The sequence below is a fragment of the Spirochaetota bacterium genome, assembly GCA_004297825.1.
In the GTDB taxonomy this organism is placed as follows: domain Bacteria; phylum Spirochaetota; class UBA4802; order UBA4802; family UBA5368; genus FW300-bin19.
Genome location: SCSX01000074.1, coordinates 1 through 17,870, shown reverse-complemented (window position 1 = coordinate 17,870; position 17,870 = coordinate 1). Strand labels below are relative to the sequence as shown.

Genomic DNA, 17,870 nt, shown 5'->3' with positions numbered 1-17,870 from the left:
GACGCACGGCGAATTTACCCGGAATGAGTACGAGTATTTTCTTGACACGGAGGCGCGCCCGGCGAGACTCTTGCAATTCGGCGCGCGTTCGGTATTATTCGAACGGGGCCGCGCTGAAAATTACGATTAAGACAGGTACCCCCGGGACTTCCCCGGGGAAACGGAGCCGGACGCGATGAATCCACGAAAATCCTTCTCGCATCTGAAAGAGCAGGAGCGGCAGGCCCGCAGGGAGATCATCGTCTCCGCGGCCGAGCGCGTGTTCGCCTCCAAGCCCTTCCATGAGGTTCACATCCGCGACATCGCCCACGAGGCGTCCATCTCCCCGGCGCTCATCTACCGCTACTTCCCCGACCAGCAGGCGCTCTTCGTGGAGGCCTTTCTCCAGAACGCCGCGCGGATCATCGAGGTGCTGGACGCCCTGGAGCTCGACCGGTACGAGGGCGTCGCGAGCCTGGACCGCCTGGTGGAGGGTTTTATAAATTTTCTCACGGGCAACGACCTGTATTTCAAGATGCTGGTCAATTTCATGCTCGAGGGCAGCCTTAAACCGGAGCTCCTTGAGCGCATAAAGACGACGGAGCGCCAGATATTCGACCGGTTCGACATCGTGTTTAAAAAGGTGAAGCCGGAGGGCAACGTCCGTGTCTTTTCACACGCGCTCTTCGCCGCCCTGAGCGGCATCCTCATCACCTTCAGGAACTACCCCGACAAGAGCCCCGAGGAGCTGAAAAGCTACATGAGGTTCCTGGGACGCGTTATACGCGATATGGTTTCCTCCGGGGTCGAGATCATCGACCTGGGCAGGCTCCAGCAGTAGGGTATACAGCCGTTGTAAAATAATGCCCGTACCCAGGGCGCCCTTCATGTGAATAATTCCCCCCGCCATAGGACAAACACCTATGCCTATCCGTACGTTTTACCGTAAAAAATTTCCATTCCCGTCCCACGGCCGTATCGGACACGGACGGATTGCGGAAAATACCGCCAATCAATAGCTTTCCATCGTAGAGCAAAGACTAACTCAAGGAGCGAGACGATGAAAGCCGACAAGAACGAACGCTGCTCAGTATGCGGAAAAACGGATGCAAAAACCGAATGCGACCATTGCGGTGCGCCCTTATGCAGGGATTGTTGCAAGCTCGAGATATGGGGCTCCGGCGCCGAAGACCTGAGCGCCCGGTATTTCTGCCCGGCATGCAAGGAAGACCCGGCGGTCAATCCGTGGGGGGCCCACTACAACGTTCCCGACACCGAAGACGGCCGGAAACCCGTTGCCCGAAAGGCGAAAAGCGTCATCGTGCGTACCGCCGGGGCGAAGCATATTTCCGACAAGAAGGAAAATAAACGGCAGGCCGGCTAGGCGTACAAGGAGTTGATATAATGGACGGGATCAGGAAGGTTGCGGTCATCGGTACCGGCGTGATCGGGGCGGCGTGGGGCTCCCTCTTCGCCCAGAAGGGGTACGAGGTGACAGCGTATTCGAGACGGCCCGAGACCAGGGACAAGGGATATCGGCAGATATGTTCCAATCTCGATTTTTTCGTGGGAAAGGGCGTAATGACCGTGGAGGATCGCGACCGGGCCATGAAGCGCGTCAGGTTCGTTCCCGAAATCGCGGAGGCGGTCCATGACGCGGACTTCATCGAGGAGTGCACCGGTGAAACCTATGCCATAAAGAAACCCATCTTCGAGGAGATGGACCGCTGTGCGCCGCCGGCAACGATTATCGGTAGCAGCTCCTCGGGCCTCTCCATGACCGAGATACAGAAGGCCGTCGCGCACAAGGACCGGTGCGTCATCACCCATCCGTGGAACCCGCCCCATCTCATTCCCCTTATCGAGATCGTGCCCGGCAAGGATACCTCGAAGGCGACTGTCGATACATCGATCGCGTTCATGGAGCACCTGGGGAAAATCCCGGTCCTGGTCAAGAAGGAGGTTCCCGGGTTTATCGGCAACCGCCTGGCCGTCGCCCTCTGGCGGGAGGCGATCGATCTCGTGGAAAACGGCGTGGCCAGCGTCGAGGACGTGGACAAGGCACTGTACGCGGGTCCCGGGATCCGGTATGCCCTCATGGGCTCGCACATGATCTACCACCTCGGGGGCGGCGAGGACGGGGGCGTGGGTCACTTCATCGACGGTATCGGCAATACGACCTTCAAGGCCATCTGGGAGGAGTTGACCACCTGGAACTACATCACCGAGCCCATGAAGGAAAAACTCATCGACGGGATCAAGGACGAGATGAAGGGCCGCAGCTTCAAGGATTTCGTGCAGTGGCGCGACGACAAGCTTTTCGAGCTTATAAAACTCATCTATGGAGAATAGCGCGATGTCCGGCAAGATCATGAGCGTCGAAGACGCACTCGCACTGATCAGGGACGGCGATACGGTGGCCATAGGCGGATTCGTCGGCAATGCCCATCCCGAAGAGCTGACCTCCTCGCTGGAGAGAATGTTTTTAGAAAAAGGGCGGCCGAGAAATCTCACCATAGTCGGGGCCGCCGGGCAGGGAGACGGAAAAGAGAAGGGACTCAACCACCTGGCACACGAGGGCCTGATAAAGCGGGTCATCGAGGGATACTGGAACCTCGCCCCCAAGCTCGGCCGTATGGCATTGGAAAACAAGATCGAGGCGTACAACTTTCCCCAGGGCGCCATATCGTGCCTGTTCCGGGAAATCGCGGGGGGGCGCCTGGGGTTCATCACGCATACCGGTCTCAAGACGTTCGTCGATCCGCGCCTGGACGGCGGGAAGGTGAACGCCCGCACGACCGAGGAACTGGTGGAGCTCATCGAGCTGGGCGGCAGGGAGCGCCTTTTCTACAAGGCGTTCCCCATAAACGTCGCCCTCGTGCGCGGTACGACGTCGGATTTACAGGGAAATATCAGAATGGAAAAAGAGAGCACCTCGCTCGAGATGCTTTCGATGGCGCAGGCAGTGCGTAATTCCGGCGGCATCGTGATCGCCCAGGTGGAGCGGATCTCCGAAAACGGCCGCTTCCGGCCTTTGGACGTGAGGATCCCGGGAATATTCGTCGACGCCGTCGTCGTCGCCAGACCGGAAAACCACTGGCAGACGTTTCTCGAACAGTACAATCCCGCCTACTCCGGCGAGGTGTACGTTCCTGTCCACCAGATGGAACCCATGGCGTTCACGACGCGGAAAATCATCAGCCGCCGGTCGGCCATGGAGCTCATGCCGAACGCCATCGTGAACCTGGGGATCGGAATGGCCGACGGGATCGCCGCCGTGGCCGCCGAGGAAAACATGCTCGATCTCTTCACGCTTACCGTGGAATCCGGACCGATAGGCGGTGTACCGGCGCGGGGACTCAGCTTCGGCGCGTCGTCCAACCCACAGGCGATCATTGACCAGCCCTACATGTTCGACTTCTACGACGGCGGGGGGCTCGATATGGCCTTCCTGGGCATGGCGCAGGCCGACCGGCACGGAAACCTGAACGTGAGCCGATTCGGCACAAGGCTGGCCGGGTGCGGAGGATTCATCAACATCACCCAGAACGCGAAGACGGTGGTCTTCATTGGCACGTTAACGGTCGGCGCGGAGGTGGCCGTGAAAAACGGACAGATGACCGTCGTCAAGGAAGGCCGGGACAAGAAGTTCATCGACCACGTGGAACAGATCACGTTCAGCGGGGACTATGCGCGCGAGATCGGCCAACGGGTCCTGTATGTCACCGAGCGGGCCGTATTCGAATTACGGAAAGAAGGCGTGACCCTCATTGAGATCGCGCCCGGGATCGACCTGAGAAGGGACGTTCTCGATCAGATGGATTTCGAGCCCCGCGTGGCCTCCGACCTGCGGCCCATGGATCCCAGGATATTCCTCGAAGGCCCCATGGGAATCCGCGAGGAAATCGCTCCCGGGAAAAAAGACCGGGCATCATGAGGACGTTCGACAAGGAGACCTGAACATGATTGCGGATAGTACAGCCCAAACCCTGGGACCGCTGTTTATGAATCCCGATCCGGACGAGGCGCGCGCATATTTCCGTTCGAAATCCCGGATGAAGGCGAACAAGCTTATGAGCCTGAAAGAGGCCGTGGAAAAATTCGTTCACGACGGGGACTACCTGGCCATGGGCGGATTCGGCACGAATCGCACGCCGGTCGCGGCCTGCCAGGAGATCGTGCGCCAGGGAAGAAAAAACATGGGGTTCGCCGGTCACACGTCGACCCACGATTTCCAGATACTCGCAACGGGGGAGGTCTTCGACCGGGTGGACATCGCCTCTATAATCGGGCTGGAAACGCGCGGCATGAGCCCGTGCGCCCGTGCGTACATGGAAAGCGGGCGCGTCAGGATATGCGAATGGACCAACTTCAGCCTGGCGGCGCGCCTCAAGGCCGCGGCCATGGGAATACCGTTTCTGCCGACGCGGAACATGCTGGGCACGGATACCCTTCGCCAATCGGGGGCCAAAGTCGTAACGTGCCCGTTTACCGGGAAAAGGCTCGTGCTGCAACCCGCGCTCTACCCCGACGTATCCGTCATCCATGTACACGAGGCAGACATTTACGGGAATTGCCGGATCCGTGGAATCACGATATCGGACGACGACCTGGCCGGGGCCAGCAGGAAGCTGATCATCACCACTGAACGCCTTATCCCCACCGAAGAGATCAGGAGCGATCCGGCCCTTACATCGATCCCCTATTATCTCGTGGATGCGGTATGCGAGGTTCCGTACGGGGCGTATCCCACAGGGATGCCCGGCGAGTACTATTCGGATGAAGCGCACCTGAAGGAATGGCTTACGGCGCAGGGCGATCCGGCCGCATTCGCGTCGTTCCTGAAACGCATCATCCACGATTGTCCCGACCACGCGGCGTATATCGAGCTTGCCGGCGGCATCGGCAGGATCAAGGAACTCCGGGCACGGGAACTGATGCTCCACAAGGAGGGGATCCGTGAAGAATTATAATATCATGGAGCTCATGATATGCGTCGCGGCGCGCGAGCTCGGCAACGGGCGCACGGCGGGTATCGGCTCGGGGGCGCCCTGCGCAGCCGCCATGCTGGCGCAAAAAACCCTCGCACCCCATCTGGTCATCATGTTCGAATCGGGCGGCATCGATCCGCTCATACCCGAGATGCCGGTTTCGGTGGGCGATTCCCGCACGTTCCACAAGGCCGTGAGGGCCGGTACGATGTTCGAGGTCATGCAGGCGTGCAGCCGGGGAATGGTCGACTACGCGATCCTGGGCGGCGCGCAGATCGATCTGTACGGTAATATCAACTCCACCATGCTGGGGAGCGATTACCGGAAACCCGCCGTCCGCCTGCCGGGCAGCGGCGGCTCCAACGATTTCGCGTCCCTGTGCTGGCGCACGATCATCATGTCCGTCCAGGAAAAAAGCCGGTTCGTGCCCACGCTGGATTTCATCACTGCGCCGGGATGGCTGGACGGAGGAGATTCGCGTGCGGCCTCGGGATTGCCCGCGGACTGCGGACCCTATCGCGTCATTACCGACATGGCCGTCATGGATTTCGAACAGGAAAGCAAGCGCATGAGGGTGATATCCATCAACCCGGGCTGCACGTTCGACGACGTTCAGAACAACTGCGGGTTCGAGCTGCTGAAAGCGCGTAAGGTATTCACGACGAAGCCGCCCACGGTCATGGAGCTCAGGATACTACGGGAGGAGATCGATCCGGAGCGTACTATCATAGGCCGCTGAGCATGCCTATCGGCGAGTTAAATTCCATGGTCACTCCACGAGTTTGTTGTGGACCGCGTACAGCGTAATTTCCGCATTGTTTTTCAGCTTCATTTTTTGCAGCACGTGCGTGCGGTACGTGCTGATGGTCTTCACGCTCAGGTTGAGGCCCCTGGCAATTTCCGAAACGGTTTTCCCCGACGCGATAAGCTGCATGACCTGGTATTCGCGGTCGGAGAGGGTTTCATGGAGGGATTTCGTCATGTCCACGTCAAGGTAGTTGGCCAGGTTCTCCGCCAGCGATTCGCTTATGTAGCGTCCCCCTTGGGCGAGCTTCCGGATAGCCAAAATGAGCTCGGTAGGCGCGCTTGCCTTCGTGAGATATCCCGACGCCCCCGCCCTGAGGGCCCTGATCGCGTACTGTTCCTCGGGATACATGCTGAGAATGAGGACGGGAAGCCGCGGGTAACCCGCTTTCAATTCCTTGAGCGTTTCCATGCCGTTCTTCCCGGGCATGGAAATGTCCAGGAGAACGATATCGTATTTTTTCTTTTTCACGTATTCGAGAACGTCCCGCCCGTCCTCCGCCTCATCCTCCACGACCAGGTCGGGGGTGTCCGATAATACCTGTTTGAAGCCCGCGCGGACGATGGGATGGTCGTCAGCAAAGAGAATTCTGATTTTTTTCCCTATCATGACGCCGTCCCGGTCTTCCGGAGGGGTATGACGATCGATAGGGCGGTGCCCCTGCCCTTCTTTCCGACGATAGCCACCTGCCCTCCCCAATGGTAGACCCGTTCCTGGATTCCCAGGAGACCGAACGAATCCGCTTTTCGCATCTGTCTCTCAACAATTCCTTTTCCGTTATCCTTGACGACGAATTCAAGATTGTCGTCGGTCACCTTCAGGGACCCGGTCACCTTCGTGGCCTCGGCATGACGATGCACGTTGGTGAGCGCCTCCTGGAATATTCGGAATATGGTCGTGGTCAAATCCGGATCCAGCGTGATTTCTTCATGGCTGAACGACACGGTGCAGGGAATGCCGGTGCGTTTTGAAAACTCCTGGGCCTGCCAGGAGATCGCCGCCGTCAAGCCAAGATGATCGAGCATACCGGGCCGCAGTCCCATGTAAATCTGCTTCACCGACTGCATGGTCAGGTCGACGAGGGATGACATTCTCTCCGTCCGTTCCGCCAGGGTCTTCTGTCGCGCGGGAATTTTATTCTTGAGCATGACGATTTCGGTATTGAGCGCCGTGAGCAGTTGGCCCAGCTCATCGTGGAGCTCACGGGCTATACGGGCCCTTTCCTTCTCGTAAATCGATTGCAGGTGCGCCGATAATTTCCTCAACTGACGCTGCGAGTGTTCAAGCTCGCGTTCCGCCCGCTTGCGGTCCGTAATATTTTCGTAGGTGATGACCACCTGCCGTTCTTTCAATTGCGTGCCGATCCGCGCGGCCCTGACCATGCATTCGATGAACGTACCGTCCTTGCGCACGCAGGGAAAGTCGATGCTTACGCTGGGGTGCGTTTCTAAAATCGAATAGATGAGCCCGGCGATTCGTATGTAGTCCTGCTCCGACCGGTACAAGAGGCGCGTGCTCTTGCCGATCAGCTCTTCCGACGTCCACCCGAATACCGACTTGACGCCGTCGTTGACGAAGATAATCTGCCGATCCTGCAAACCGATGACGGCGTTGGGGATTGCCTCCAGGATGGACGCCTTCAGGGCCTCCATTTCGGCGACCTTTTTGCGCGCCTGGATCAACTCAGCGTTATCGAAGGATTTTTCTTTCCTGGTTTGCCCTTTCACAATTGAAACATATGAAAAAAGTGTTCCATGTCAAGTTGATTTTGGCTGACACGTTTCGAGCATGAAATCGCGCGTAATTGAGTTTCAATCTGCATTCACCTGGATGGAATAACTTTCATTCTGCAGCCACCCGGTTATAAAGGTCGGGAAAACACCGCTCACCGTAACGGTTCTTTGTTCGGAAAATACCTCGGCCATATCCAATCCGCTTGCCAGGTACACGATCGAAGGAGAAAACATGCTCGAATCGCATTCCATGATCACGAAGGAGGATTTATCCGTTCGATGCAGGCACCAGCCGCGCGCGGCGGGCTTGAATGCCATTGTTTCGTAATCTCCCGCCATCTTGTTCAGTTTCAATGTCCCTTCCGGAAATTTCGAAAGGGTCGTTTTTTTACTGATCTCAATTCCTGCGATGGTTTGAAAATCCTCCGGGATTTGACGCGCGAACGGCACAAGGTTGGCTTTTTTTTGAAAAACACCGTCGCTCCATTTTCTCTCCAGGACCATCATACTTGCGCCGCCTGTATTTTCCGCCAGGAGCACTGTGCGGGACCGTTGCGGTTCGATAAAAATGGCTATTATCTGGCCTCTCGAGCGGTAGGCGATGGTGAAAGGACTTTCCATTCCATAAATCGAGGTGTGCGGAAACCCCATGATATGGCTTTCCAGGTAAAATTCGTGGTAGTCATCCTTATAGTATTTCGGATACCGATACGTACCCCGCAAATTTATAATGTCATAACGGATAATACCGAAATGCATGCTCGTATCCTTTCCCAGCAGGGCATCCTTGAGCTCGGCGTGCGGCAGCATTGCGTAGCCATCCTCGGTTAGAAATCCTTTGTTCTTATTGATATGCTCCGCCGCGCTTACACGGTAATGCTCCGAACGGCTCACCGATGGCAGCGCCAGGGGCGGCATGGGCTGGTCTTCGATGTTGAGGGATGCCGGTATTCCGCTCCTTGGGGTCAATTGATCGCTGGTGGGAATAAAACCAAGCTTCTGACGCAGGGATTCTTCGGCGGTTTTGTTCGGCGTTGAAACCTGCCGCGAGAAAAGGCTCCCGGTCGGCATGATGAGTGAGAGGGTAATGATGACCGTGAGCAGAATCGTGCCTGCACTACATGAATTCCTTCGTTTTACTACAGAAGAAAATATATGCATGGATTGCCCCCTCCCCCATGCCCTAACTACGGCCGGTTTACTTCGAAAATATCAAGCATAAATGCTGGTGTCCGCACAATGAACTTTTTCGAAATGCGCCCGGACATTCCCCTTCTCTTGACGCGACGGCGCCCCCGTGCTATCGTCCCCGCATGGTCGGGTCGGGCGTACGACCGGCACCGTCGGAAAATGAAATCGCAGGCAGGGAGATAATCGTGCTCAAATACGGAAATTGTCGGAGCGGGCGCTGATGCGCCGGAAGACCGTCATTGATGCGGGATTGTTCGCGGGGCTTAAGGACCGCGACCTCCGGCGGGAAGGAATCGTAATCGCCGAGGGCCGGCTCCTGGTGGACCGGATGCTCGCCTCCGGCTGGGAGGTCCTCTGCGTGCTCGCCGGCGCGCGGATGGCCGATGAATATGCCGCGCGCGCGGGAGGGAACGTTCCTCTCCTGGTGAAAAGCGACGCCGAAATGGAGGCCCTGGCAGGATTCCGCTTCCACCGGGGTGTGATGGCCGCATCCCGGCGGCCCTCCTCCCGCACGGTGTGCTCGTGCGTGGAGGACAATCCGTCCATCGAAAAAGTTGTCATCTGTCCCGATATCGGCTCCCCCGCGAACCTGGGGAGCATCATGCGCACGGCTGCGGCGTTCGGCTACGGAGGCCTCATTATCGGACCCCAATGCTGCGATCCCCTTAGCCGCATGGCGCTCAAGGCCTCCATGGGCGCCCCCTTCAAAATGCTTCTCGCGGACATGGGCGACGAGGCGCTCGATTGCGCCTTCCTGAAGCGGAACGGTTTCGCGCTGTACGGCACGGTGCTTTCCGAATCGGCCACCCCCCTTCATGGGTTCGCGCCGGCCCGCAGGCACGCGCTCGTCTTCGGGAACGAGGCGACCGGCCTCTCCGCGCAGTGGCGCGCGCTATGCGACAAGGAACTGACGATACCCATAGAGTCTCACACCGATTCGCTCAACGTGGGGGTCGCCGCGGGGATTTTCATGCACTGCCTGGGGGGGATGAACAGGGATTGACGCGCGGACGCACGTGCGCGCAGGCACCGCCTTTCACACACCGATCTAATGAACGCGAATTAAATATTTGATATGGACGATATTCGCGTCTATTCGCGTGCATTCGCGGTTCAGTATATCTGGGGCGGTTTTCCCGGTATCACTGCTATCATTCTGAGTAGGCAACAGGATCAGTCACGAACAGGAAGTTTGGATTGATAAACGTGCCCTCCTTCCAGACCGCGAAGTGAAGGTGCGCACCCGCGGCGTAGCCCGTCGAGCCCATCTTTCCGATCATATCGCCTTTCGCGACACGCCTGCCCTCTTCCACGACAATTTCGCTCAGGTGCACGGAAGACGTGAATATTCCCATACCGTGGTCGATGACCACGGTATTCCCGGGCACGATTAGCTTCCTGGCCAGGACGACCTTCCCGTTATTGGCGGCCATCACGGGCGTTCCCTCGGCGTTACCGATATCGATCGCGAGGTGGCGGGTGGGAACGGGATTGCCGTTCGTATAGCGCATGGAATTGTACGAGGTCGTGATTGTTCCCTGGGCCGGCTGAACGAACGGCCCATCCCACAGCTTCTCGCGAATCGGATTGGCCCTCGCGGCGTCAAAATAGGCCTGGTCCTTCGCCGTGTTTTCATCGCTAAGTATCGCCGCGGTGGTTTCGGCAACCCATAGATACTGAACATCGAAGGTCTTGGGCAATATCTTTACGGACAATGACGTTTCGGTATTCGCGACCAGGTCCTTCACCCTGATCTGGTAATCGCCCGGTTTCAGCCAGGCGTATATCGGCACCAGGCCTGCATACCCGTCCCGGTACGGGTAAAAGGTGAGCGGCTTTTCATAAAACGGCGCGGACACGGAAAATTGACCGGGCCCTTTCGCGTGCGCGATATACAGGCTTATGCAGTCGCCGGGATACGCGCTCGACTGGTTGAGGATCGGGCTAAGCTGTCTGGCGGGCGGCGCGGAGCATACCAATGAGATCACGCCCCCGGGTTGCGCGTGGGCATCGGCGACCGTGTGAATGGGTGCGCGGTCATCCTTCAACACCGCATGTATCCAGGTGCCGGAAAACATGAGAAGAAGGATGGCATACAAAGCAAATATGTGTTTTTTAGTCATCGGCATCCGTGCTTTTTTTGTGTTTTGTAAGAAACCGGTCAAGCTGGTTCGCGAATTTCTGCCGGTCGCGACTTGAGAATGCCGCCTGATTCCCCGTACTGATGCCGCTGCTCCTGAGATCGTCCATCAAGTCGCGCATGGCAAGTCGCTCTTTTATATTTTCCCTGGTATAGAATTCTCCCCGTGGATTAAGCGCGAATGCCCCCCGCGTCACCACACGGTCGGCCAACGGTATATCCGCGGTGATTACCAGGTCTCCCGGCCGGGCAATTTCGGCTATTCGGTCATCGGCCTCATCCGGTCCCGCGGCAACGATGATTGATGATATGAATTGAGATTCGGGAGATTTCATGGGCTGATTCGCCACAAGGATTAGCGGTATTCTATTCCGTTCAGCGGCCTTGAAGAGTATTTCTTTTATTACGACCGGTGTCGCATCGGCGTCGATTAGTATCTGCATAAAGTCCCGTCTATTAGTAAATTCGTTAATCTATTTTAGATCCTTATTCCATTGAAGATATCTGGTCCGGCGCAATATTTCGAGTTGAATTCTATTACTAATACAAATAGTGTTTGTAAATTACAAGCCAATTGCTTTATCCATAATTTTATTGATCAAATCATACTTGGAGCGGTTTATATCCCCATGCTGCACGTAACCGACATTTGCAAAAGTTTTCCCCTGAAAAAAGGGATGGTTCTCTCGGATATATCTTTTTCTATAAATAAAGGAGAGGCTGTCGCGCTGGTGGGGGAGAATGGCGCGGGGAAAACGACGTTGATCAGAATTTTATCGATGATCCTGAAACCCGACAGGGGATCCATCACCCTTGACAACATGCATTACAACGAATCCCCGGAATACCTCAGGGGTAAAACGAGTACGCTTTTTTCCGGCGAAGGCTCACTTTACGACCGTCTCAGCGCGCGGGAGAATATCATATACCATGCGGCGCTCAACGGAATAAGTAAATCATCGTACCGCGGAATGCTTGAAACGCTTGCCGGCGAACTCTCGCTTTCTGATTTTCTGAACGATAGAGTCTCCACATTTTCCAGGGGAATGAAACAGAGGACCGCGATCGCCAGGACCCTGATCACGGATCCCGAATTCGTCATACTCGATGAACCTTCAACGGGTCTTGATATAATCGCCGGCAACGCGGTCAAACGGATCATACTGAAGCAAAAGGAGAACGGTAAAACGGTTTTATTCTCGAGCCACAACGCCGACGAGATCTTCACCTGCGCCGATAGAATCATCGTTATACATAAAGGGAAAATCAATTGCGATAAAAAAGTTGAATCCTACCTGTCCGAGCATGGGAAAGATCTGACATTTTACATTAAAGAGTAATATGAAATTTACGGTAATCATCCGCAAGGAAATACTCGACCAGATACGCGACAAGCGCACGATTGCCGCGGCGATTCTTTTGCCTGCGATTATCGTTCCCCTGCTTTTATTTTTAACATCGCAGACTACATCCGGCGAGGAATTTAAAGAACCGGCGCGGATAATCATCTCCGGGGATGAAACTCATTTAAAGAACATGATCCTGGAATCATTCGGTAATACTCAATTTATAGATCCGGAATCCCCTTCAAAAACGATTGCACACGGTAACGCCGATCTCCATATTGTTACGACAAAATCCGACGGAAAGTATCTGTCCATTATAATTCATTATGATCCGGCAAGGAGGGGCTCGGCGCTTGCATTCGTTAAAATAGAGAATTTATTCAAATCACATTTTAACGGGCCGGGGGCCGCGGCAGGGAATCCGTTGATCACCTTTTCAGCAATACGCAGCGAGAAAGAGAACAAAACCCTTTTGACCCTTTCGCTTCTATTGCCCGTTTTACTCATGGTGTTTGCCGCATCTTCGACGATGTCCAGCGTAATTGACATGAGCTCGGGCGAGAAGGAACGCTCGACTATTGAGATTCTATTGAGCTGCAATATTTCTCATCTGACGATCATAATGGGGAAAGTACTTGCCGCGTCGGTAATCGGGCTCACGGCCATCGTATCGCTGCTTGCCGGCTTGATCGTAAGCTCGCAATTTTATCCCGGAATTACCGGGGGGATATCATTGCTTGAGTATTGCGGAATAACAAATATTGCCCTGATTTTTATCATGACTTTTTTTTCAATTATACTTTTTTCCACCGCGGGAATGGTTATCGGCCTGTATGCGAAATCGATCAGGGAGGGAACGATCCTGACTCTCCCCGTGATTATTCTGTGTTCGGCCTTATCCAGCGGCCTTGTTGCCAGCGATCCATTTACGATCAATACGCTCTATCTTCTCGTGCCGGTGTTGAACTTGGCGTATTTAATCCGTTCCGCTATTTTCAATCGACATGAAGTTTTATTTATAATTGTTTCTATTTCCGTTACCATGGTTTATTCATTTTTCTTGTTGGTAATAAGCCGACATCTGTTAAAAAACGAGAGGGTCATTTTTAGAAGTTGACAATTACCAGGTCTGTATATTATTTTATAATATAATTTACAACTTCAGGAGTTTATATGGGTATCATAGGTCTTTTAGTAGTCGTTATTCTTGTAATAGTAATAATTAAACTGGTTTAGTTATTTACCAACAGCGAGTCAGCGATATTTTCTATCGTGACATGTTATTTCGCCCCATGAATCTGATTCAGCTCGCTGTTATCCGCACGGAATGGACAAGTGAGTCATAATCAGTCGCCTGCTTCAAGAATGGCTTTCTTGATCAATGCCTTCATGATCTGAATTTTATATTTGTTCCCGGATAGCGGCTTGGCGTCCCGGGCCGCTATCTCTCCGGCCTCCTGGGCCACCGCTTCCGTTGCCTCTTTCCCTGTTAAATATTTTTCGACGGCGGTCATTCTCAGGGGAATGGGCGCAATCGCGTTTAGAATGATCTTTGTCCGCGTAAACACGCCCTTATCGGAACTCAATACGGAAGCCAGGCTCACGATGGGAAAATCCATTGAGTTTCTGATCCTGAACTTGATATAGTGCTGTGAATTCTTTTTTCTTTGGGCCGGAATTTCGATCTCGGTTACAATCTCATCGGAATCCAGGGCCTTCCCGATTGAAAAGAAATCCTCCGCGTTGACTTTCTTTTTCGTCGTTCTGATAACCGCGTCAAGTGCGATGAGCGCGGGGGCAATATCCGAGGCGTTCACGGCCACGCACCCGCAATTCAAACAGCGCTGAATCTCGGAATCCACGGATTGGCTGTCCAAAGTGGAGGTATCTTCCGCATCGAGGCTTTTACACGAAGTCTGAACGCATTCAGGCTTAACCCTCTCGGTCCTGTCATAGCAACGGTTGTTCGTTTCCAGGAATCCATCCCGGTAAACCGTTTTTTCGACTGGGCCGGTTTTGTTTTTCCCGCCGGAGAGAAAGGCATCGATGGACGTCGCGGCTCTTCGTCCCGAGGCGGCGGCTGCAATGACGGATGAAGGACCGCTTGTCGCATCGCCGCCCGCGAACACCCCGGCCATGCTTGTAGCGGCGGTTTCCGGGTGTATTTTGATCAGTCCCCGATCAAGTTTGATCGATTTACCGGCATAGGCCAGTTCCGCGGATTGACCGATGGCGAGAATGATTTTATCAGCCTGCACGATTGTGCTCTTTGACATGTCGAACTCGGGATTAAAACGTCCCTGTTCATCGAAAACTCGCGTACACGCAGCGAATTCTATGCCGGTTAACCGGCCGTTTGATTCCATTATCTTATGGGGTCCCAGAGAATTCATGACCTTGACGCCTTCATGAAGGGCCTGATCGATTTCTTCTGGAAAAGCGGGCATTGTCTTTCTATCCTCGAGGCAGACCATCGTAACTTCCCTCGCGCCGATTCGCAGTGCGCTGATGGCGACATCGATCGCGACATTGCCTCCGCCAATAACAAGAACAGTACTGCCGGCATAGTGCTGCCTGTTCCGCTCTATATGGGTTAGAAATTCCATTCCGGAAGTGAGCAGGTCCGATTTTTCCAGCCGAAGAGATTTCTGCTCCCAGGTTCCCGTCGCTAGGAAAACGCTGTTGAATTTATTCCTGAGATCGCGCAGCGTTAATCCTTTTTCACCTATGCGGGCATTCAGCACAAATTTTATGCCCATTTTTTCATAAGCCTTGATCTGCTTTCTCACCACATCTTTTGGCAGACGATAGCCGGGAATACAGTAGGTGAGCATTCCTCCGGCCTCCGGCATCTTATCGAACACCGTTACTTTATATCCCCGGACCCTCAGGTAGTAGGCCGCCGAAAGTCCTGCGGGCCCCGATCCGACGATCGCGACGGATTTCGCCGATTGCTTTTGGGGAGACTTCATGAATTGTGCCGAATGAGCGAGAATGTAATCTCCCAGGAAACGTTCGACATTCCGGATGGAAACCGATTCGTCAAACCCACCCCGGTTACATGCCGATTCGCAATAATGAGGACACACCCTCCCCGTCAATGCAGGCATGGGATTATTCAAGAGTACTGTTGTTGCAGCCGCGCGTGTTTCACCGGATCTCATCGCGCGCATATATTCCGGTATTTCAACATTGCCAGGGCACGTGTGCGTGCACGAGGGAGAACCCGCCCAGATGCCGCCGAATATCGAATGGTACCGGTTTTCTCCGAGCACCGCGCTGCACTTGGTGCCGCCTTTTCTCAGGCAATGGAACCGGTTATCCGGGGCGCGATAATACCAGCATCGCGGCTCCTGGCAGATATTACCGCCCAGGGTCGCCATGTTTCTTATCTGCGGCGAGGCTACGGAACGGGCCGCCAGCGCCAGCAGCCTGTAGTTCTCCTTGATCTCTTCACTTGATGCAATCTCCTGAAGCCTGGTCATGGCGCCGATTCGAAGGCCTTTCCCGTCGCTGCGAATATAGCTCAGTTCCGGGACGCTTTTAATATCAACGATCGTCCCGGGACTTTCCGGATGAACTTTATCCTTGAGAACGCCGAGCAGGTCGGTACCACCCGCCAGCAGTTTTGCGGGTTTATCCTTCCCGGTGTTCGACAAGGCGGATTCCGCCTGTTTGAGGGAGCTTGCCGCGATATACTTGAATTTCTTCATGAATACACCTCACGCCTTTCCCAGGGCTTTGAGAACTTTCTCGGGCTTGACAGGGATATCATTGATTCTGACCCCGATGGCGTTATAAATGGCGTTCAGAACGGATCGCGGCGTGCAGGTCACGGTGCCCTCCCCGATTCCACAGGCGCCGTACTCTCCCGCGCCCTTCCATACCTCGAGTAATACCGGATCTATGTCCGGCATATCGGCCATCGTCGGGATTTTGTAATCGATCCAGTTGAAATTAAGGGGGATGCCTGTTTCCCGGTCGTATATGATTTCCTCGGTCAACGTCTCGCCGACCCCAATGCACTGGCCGCCGATTTGCTGCGCTTCGGCCCCAGAGGCGAACATGACGGTCCCGCAGTCGTTAACAACGACAATCCTGATGATATCGACTTTTCCCGTATCGGTATCGACCTCAACCTCCGAGAACGTGGCAATGTAGGGCACCCCTGTTTTTTCGGTGTTGGGAACCTTGCTTTTTCGAATGACCAGGGGAGTCAGATCGCCATGATTCATCAATTCCCTGACCGTCATGCCGCCCAACCCTTTTGAAACCACGCGCCCGTCGGCAATATCCAGATCTTCCGCCTTTTGATTCATGACGATGGCGGCTTTTTCGATAAGACGGTTTTTCAAATCCTTTGCCGCGTGAGCAATGACTTCGGACTGCAGGTAGGAAACCGCACTATCCGTCTGTACGCAATCCTTCATGCTTGTTTCGGTATCCACGACATGGGACCAGTGGATATCGTCTAATGCGATGCCAAGAAAGCCCAATGCCTCGGCGCAGCCCAGTACATTGCAGGTATTCGAGCCGGTACCCGTTTCGACGGTGGGCGCTTCAAGTATCACGGTACAGTCGGTATTTAGCGTTATACCGACCTGTATTTCCCCCCTGCGCGTTTCCTGCCATTCGGCATGCCAGGCCGGATGAAAAGAAAACCCGACCCCGCGCTTTCGAGCGCCCTTATCGGCCCCGGGCTTGCGGCGCTTTTCACGCCAGCCGATTTTTTCGGCTCCCGCGGTCAATACCGCGACCAGGCTTTTATCGGGCCGGGACCCCCACTCATGTCCAAAGTTCTTGATCGCGAGGTCTATCGGGTCCATCCCCAGTTTTTCGGCAAGCATGTCCACGACATGTCCAAAAATCAAATTGAACTGGGAGTTGCCGACGCCCCTCATCATGCAGGCGGGAAGTTTATTCGTATACACTCCGTACGATTCCATTTTGATATTCGGTATGTGCGCGAAGGCGACTTCGGTAATTTCCGTGGGAGCGAATTTCAACGCAAACATCGTATGGTCGGCGTAGGCCCCGGCGTTCCCGATTGATTTGAAATACATCGAGGTTATCGTCCCGTCCCTTTTTGCCCCCAGCTTTCCCGTATAAATTGCCGGCTGGCGTGAATCGTGAAAGCTTTCCCTGCGGGTATGCTTGAATTTTACGGGACACCCGGTCTTTTTCGACAGGAGCGCCGTGAAAAGGAAAAAGGGCTGATCCCCCGTATCCCCGCGGCCGAATTGACCGCCCACGTAGGAGCTTATCACCCTGACTTTATGAACCGGAAGACCCAGCATCTGGCTGATGTGCATTCTCGATTGATCGGTTTCGTAGGAATTCGAACGAAGCGTCAATTTGTCTTTGGTCCAATCCACCAGGCAGCACCAGTTATCAAGGGAGGCCTGCGTGGCATTATGGTGGATCGATATGTCTTCAACAATCACGTCCGCTTCCGCGAACGATTTATCGATATCGCCCCTGTTCACGAAGATATCGTCTCCCCCGACGGACTCTTTGGGCAAAATGTTGGTTTTGGTAATCTCGGGATGAATGATCGGGGCGCCGGGTTTCATGGCTTCAACGGGATCAAGCACGAAAGGGAGAACTTCCCATTCCACGGCGATAAGCTTCAGGGCTTCCTCGGCGATCTCTTCGGTCTCCGCCGCGACCACAGCACCTACTTCG

General features: G+C 54.8%; 16 protein-coding genes. 9 read left to right on the top strand and 7 right to left on the bottom strand.

Translation table 11 applies throughout. The features are described 5' to 3' along the window. The first annotated feature begins 175 nt into the window (after positions 1–175). The 6 genes from EPN93_16120 to EPN93_16095 all read left to right on the top strand — a co-directional run bounded on the left by EPN93_16120 (position 176) and on the right by EPN93_16095 (position 5,709). Complete coding sequence (locus EPN93_16120) at positions 176–820, top strand: TetR/AcrR family transcriptional regulator (protein TAL32341.1); 645 nt, start codon at positions 176–178, stop codon at positions 818–820. A gap of 219 nt (positions 821–1,039) precedes the next feature. Then, a complete protein-coding gene (locus EPN93_16115) occupies positions 1,040–1,363 on the top strand; it encodes a hypothetical protein (protein TAL32340.1) in 324 nt (107 codons plus the stop codon). A gap of 20 nt (positions 1,364–1,383) precedes the next feature. Beyond that, positions 1,384–2,331 carry a 3-hydroxyacyl-CoA dehydrogenase family protein gene (locus EPN93_16110; protein TAL32339.1) on the top strand — a complete coding sequence of 316 codons (948 nt, stop codon included), beginning with the start codon at positions 1,384–1,386 and terminating at the stop codon, positions 2,329–2,331. 4 nt (positions 2,332–2,335) lie between these two features. Beyond that, the gene (locus tag EPN93_16105) at positions 2,336–3,916 is read left to right on the top strand and encodes an acyl CoA:acetate/3-ketoacid CoA transferase (GenBank protein ID TAL32338.1); all 1,581 of its coding nucleotides are present in this window, start codon (positions 2,336–2,338) and stop codon (positions 3,914–3,916) included. Between the two features lie 25 nt (positions 3,917–3,941). After that, a complete protein-coding gene (locus EPN93_16100; protein ID TAL32337.1) occupies positions 3,942–4,952 on the top strand; it encodes a CoA transferase subunit A in 1,011 nt (336 codons plus the stop codon). Next, positions 4,939–5,709 carry a 3-oxoacid CoA-transferase gene (locus EPN93_16095; GenBank protein ID TAL32336.1) on the top strand — a complete coding sequence of 257 codons (771 nt, stop codon included), beginning with the start codon at positions 4,939–4,941 and terminating at the stop codon, positions 5,707–5,709. The genes EPN93_16100 and EPN93_16095 overlap by 14 nt, the downstream gene beginning before the upstream one ends. A 30-nt stretch (positions 5,710–5,739) precedes the next feature. Here EPN93_16095 and EPN93_16090 read toward each other — a convergent pair whose 3' ends face one another. The 3 genes from EPN93_16090 to EPN93_16080 form a co-directional block, all read right to left on the bottom strand. Continuing rightward, positions 5,740–6,384, bottom strand: a complete 645-nt coding sequence (locus EPN93_16090; protein ID TAL32335.1) for a response regulator transcription factor — start codon at positions 6,382–6,384, stop codon at positions 5,740–5,742. Continuing rightward, the gene (locus EPN93_16085; protein TAL32334.1) at positions 6,381–7,502 is read right to left on the bottom strand and encodes a PAS domain-containing sensor histidine kinase; all 1,122 of its coding nucleotides are present in this window, start codon (positions 7,500–7,502) and stop codon (positions 6,381–6,383) included. Before EPN93_16085 ends, EPN93_16090 begins: the two co-directional genes overlap by 4 nt. A gap of 84 nt (positions 7,503–7,586) precedes the next feature. Continuing rightward, entirely contained in the window at positions 7,587–8,669 is a 1,083-nt protein-coding gene (locus EPN93_16080) for a hypothetical protein (protein TAL32333.1), read from the bottom strand. A gap of 250 nt (positions 8,670–8,919) precedes the next feature. Between EPN93_16080 and EPN93_16075 the strand changes: the two genes are divergently transcribed. Next, positions 8,920–9,702 carry an RNA methyltransferase gene (locus tag EPN93_16075; GenBank protein ID TAL32332.1) on the top strand — a complete coding sequence of 261 codons (783 nt, stop codon included), beginning with the start codon at positions 8,920–8,922 and terminating at the stop codon, positions 9,700–9,702. A 148-nt stretch (positions 9,703–9,850) separates the two neighbouring features. Here the strand turns inward: EPN93_16075 and EPN93_16070 are convergent, their stop codons facing one another. Together EPN93_16070 and EPN93_16065 are read right to left on the bottom strand one after the other, a co-directional pair. After that, on the bottom strand, positions 9,851–10,828 hold the full coding sequence (locus tag EPN93_16070) for a M23 family metallopeptidase (protein ID TAL32331.1): 978 nt from the start codon (positions 10,826–10,828) through the stop codon (positions 9,851–9,853). Then, positions 10,815–11,282 carry a YaiI/YqxD family protein gene (locus EPN93_16065; GenBank protein TAL32330.1) on the bottom strand — a complete coding sequence of 156 codons (468 nt, stop codon included), beginning with the start codon at positions 11,280–11,282 and terminating at the stop codon, positions 10,815–10,817. Before EPN93_16065 ends, EPN93_16070 begins: the two co-directional genes overlap by 14 nt. A gap of 186 nt (positions 11,283–11,468) precedes the next feature. Here EPN93_16065 and EPN93_16060 point away from each other — a divergent pair, with 186 nt between their 5' ends. Together EPN93_16060 and EPN93_16055 are read left to right on the top strand one after the other, a co-directional pair. Beyond that, the gene (locus EPN93_16060; protein ID TAL32329.1) at positions 11,469–12,179 is read left to right on the top strand and encodes an ABC transporter ATP-binding protein; all 711 of its coding nucleotides are present in this window, start codon (positions 11,469–11,471) and stop codon (positions 12,177–12,179) included. A gap of 1 nt (position 12,180) precedes the next feature. Beyond that, positions 12,181–13,302, top strand: a complete 1,122-nt coding sequence (locus EPN93_16055; GenBank protein TAL32328.1) for an ABC transporter permease — start codon at positions 12,181–12,183, stop codon at positions 13,300–13,302. Positions 13,303–13,531: 229 nt separating this feature from the next. Here EPN93_16055 and EPN93_16050 read toward each other — a convergent pair whose 3' ends face one another. Together EPN93_16050 and EPN93_16045 are read right to left on the bottom strand one after the other, a co-directional pair. Next, a complete protein-coding gene (locus tag EPN93_16050; GenBank protein ID TAL32327.1) occupies positions 13,532–15,898 on the bottom strand; it encodes an FAD-binding protein in 2,367 nt (788 codons plus the stop codon). A 9-nt stretch (positions 15,899–15,907) separates the two neighbouring features. After that, a partial coding sequence (locus EPN93_16045; GenBank protein TAL32326.1) for a hypothetical protein occupies positions 15,908–17,870 on the bottom strand: 1,963 nt, incomplete at its 5' end.

Bases quoted from the DNA above. Each gene is read 5' to 3' on its own strand.
- EPN93_16120 (TAL32341.1), top strand. From the start codon at position 176: ATGAATCCACGAAAATCCTTCTCGCATCTGAAAGAGCAGGAGCGGCAG.
- EPN93_16115 (TAL32340.1), top strand. From the start codon at position 1,040: ATGAAAGCCGACAAGAACGAACGCTGCTCAGTATGCGGAAAAACGGAT.
- EPN93_16110 (TAL32339.1), top strand. From the start codon at position 1,384: ATGGACGGGATCAGGAAGGTTGCGGTCATCGGTACCGGCGTGATCGGG.
- EPN93_16105 (TAL32338.1), top strand. From the start codon at position 2,336: ATGTCCGGCAAGATCATGAGCGTCGAAGACGCACTCGCACTGATCAGG.
- EPN93_16100 (TAL32337.1), top strand. From the start codon at position 3,942: ATGATTGCGGATAGTACAGCCCAAACCCTGGGACCGCTGTTTATGAAT.
- EPN93_16090 (TAL32335.1), bottom strand. From the start codon at position 6,384: ATGATAGGGAAAAAAATCAGAATTCTCTTTGCTGACGACCATCCCATC.
- EPN93_16080 (TAL32333.1), bottom strand. From the start codon at position 8,669: ATGCATATATTTTCTTCTGTAGTAAAACGAAGGAATTCATGTAGTGCA.
- EPN93_16075 (TAL32332.1), top strand. From the start codon at position 8,920: ATGCGCCGGAAGACCGTCATTGATGCGGGATTGTTCGCGGGGCTTAAG.
- EPN93_16070 (TAL32331.1), bottom strand. From the start codon at position 10,828: ATGCCGATGACTAAAAAACACATATTTGCTTTGTATGCCATCCTTCTT.
- EPN93_16065 (TAL32330.1), bottom strand. From the start codon at position 11,282: ATGCAGATACTAATCGACGCCGATGCGACACCGGTCGTAATAAAAGAA.
- EPN93_16060 (TAL32329.1), top strand. From the start codon at position 11,469: ATGCTGCACGTAACCGACATTTGCAAAAGTTTTCCCCTGAAAAAAGGG.
- EPN93_16055 (TAL32328.1), top strand. From the start codon at position 12,181: ATGAAATTTACGGTAATCATCCGCAAGGAAATACTCGACCAGATACGC.
- EPN93_16050 (TAL32327.1), bottom strand. From the start codon at position 15,898: ATGAAGAAATTCAAGTATATCGCGGCAAGCTCCCTCAAACAGGCGGAA.